The sequence below is a fragment of the Enterobacter cloacae complex sp. OE43NF genome, assembly GCF_023544405.1.
GTDB lineage: Bacteria > Pseudomonadota > Gammaproteobacteria > Enterobacterales > Enterobacteriaceae > Enterobacter > Enterobacter cloacae.
The window spans coordinates 1-1,578 of the sequence record NZ_JAMJFW010000128.1 but is presented as its reverse complement, the minus strand read 5'-3'; the positions used below and the strand labels follow the sequence as shown (position 1 = coordinate 1,578).

General features: G+C 54.4%; 1 rRNA gene. It reads left to right on the top strand.

Annotated elements, in window-relative coordinates:
* Positions 1-1,539 (top strand): 16S ribosomal RNA (locus tag M8370_RS23285).
* Positions 1,540-1,578 lie beyond the last annotated feature (39 nt).

Genomic DNA, 1,578 nt, shown 5'->3' with positions numbered 1-1,578 from the left:
AATTGAAGAGTTTGATCATGGCTCAGATTGAACGCTGGCGGCAGGCCTAACACATGCAAGTCGAACGGTAGCACAGAGAGCTTGCTCTCGGGTGACGAGTGGCGGACGGGTGAGTAATGTCTGGGAAACTGCCTGATGGAGGGGGATAACTACTGGAAACGGTAGCTAATACCGCATAACGTCGCAAGACCAAAGAGGGGGACCTTCGGGCCTCTTGCCATCAGATGTGCCCAGATGGGATTAGCTAGTAGGTGGGGTAACGGCTCACCTAGGCGACGATCCCTAGCTGGTCTGAGAGGATGACCAGCCACACTGGAACTGAGACACGGTCCAGACTCCTACGGGAGGCAGCAGTGGGGAATATTGCACAATGGGCGCAAGCCTGATGCAGCCATGCCGCGTGTATGAAGAAGGCCTTCGGGTTGTAAAGTACTTTCAGCGGGGAGGAAGGTGTTGTGGTTAATAACCACAGCAATTGACGTTACCCGCAGAAGAAGCACCGGCTAACTCCGTGCCAGCAGCCGCGGTAATACGGAGGGTGCAAGCGTTAATCGGAATTACTGGGCGTAAAGCGCACGCAGGCGGTCTGTCAAGTCGGATGTGAAATCCCCGGGCTCAACCTGGGAACTGCATTCGAAACTGGCAGGCTGGAGTCTTGTAGAGGGGGGTAGAATTCCAGGTGTAGCGGTGAAATGCGTAGAGATCTGGAGGAATACCGGTGGCGAAGGCGGCCCCCTGGACAAAGACTGACGCTCAGGTGCGAAAGCGTGGGGAGCAAACAGGATTAGATACCCTGGTAGTCCACGCCGTAAACGATGTCGATTTGGAGGTTGTGCCCTTGAGGCGTGGCTTCCGGAGCTAACGCGTTAAATCGACCGCCTGGGGAGTACGGCCGCAAGGTTAAAACTCAAATGAATTGACGGGGGCCCGCACAAGCGGTGGAGCATGTGGTTTAATTCGATGCAACGCGAAGAACCTTACCTGGTCTTGACATCCACAGAACTTAGCAGAGATGCTTTGGTGCCTTCGGGAACTGTGAGACAGGTGCTGCATGGCTGTCGTCAGCTCGTGTTGTGAAATGTTGGGTTAAGTCCCGCAACGAGCGCAACCCTTATCCTTTGTTGCCAGCGGTCCGGCCGGGAACTCAAAGGAGACTGCCAGTGATAAACTGGAGGAAGGTGGGGATGACGTCAAGTCATCATGGCCCTTACGACCAGGGCTACACACGTGCTACAATGGCGCATACAAAGAGAAGCGACCTCGCGAGAGCAAGCGGACCTCATAAAGTGCGTCGTAGTCCGGATTGGAGTCTGCAACTCGACTCCATGAAGTCGGAATCGCTAGTAATCGTAGATCAGAATGCTACGGTGAATACGTTCCCGGGCCTTGTACACACCGCCCGTCACACCATGGGAGTGGGTTGCAAAAGAAGTAGGTAGCTTAACCTTCGGGAGGGCGCTTACCACTTTGTGATTCATGACTGGGGTGAAGTCGTAACAAGGTAACCGTAGGGGAACCTGCGGTTGGATCACCTCCTTACCTTAAAGAACCTGCCTTTGTAGTGCTCACACAGATTGT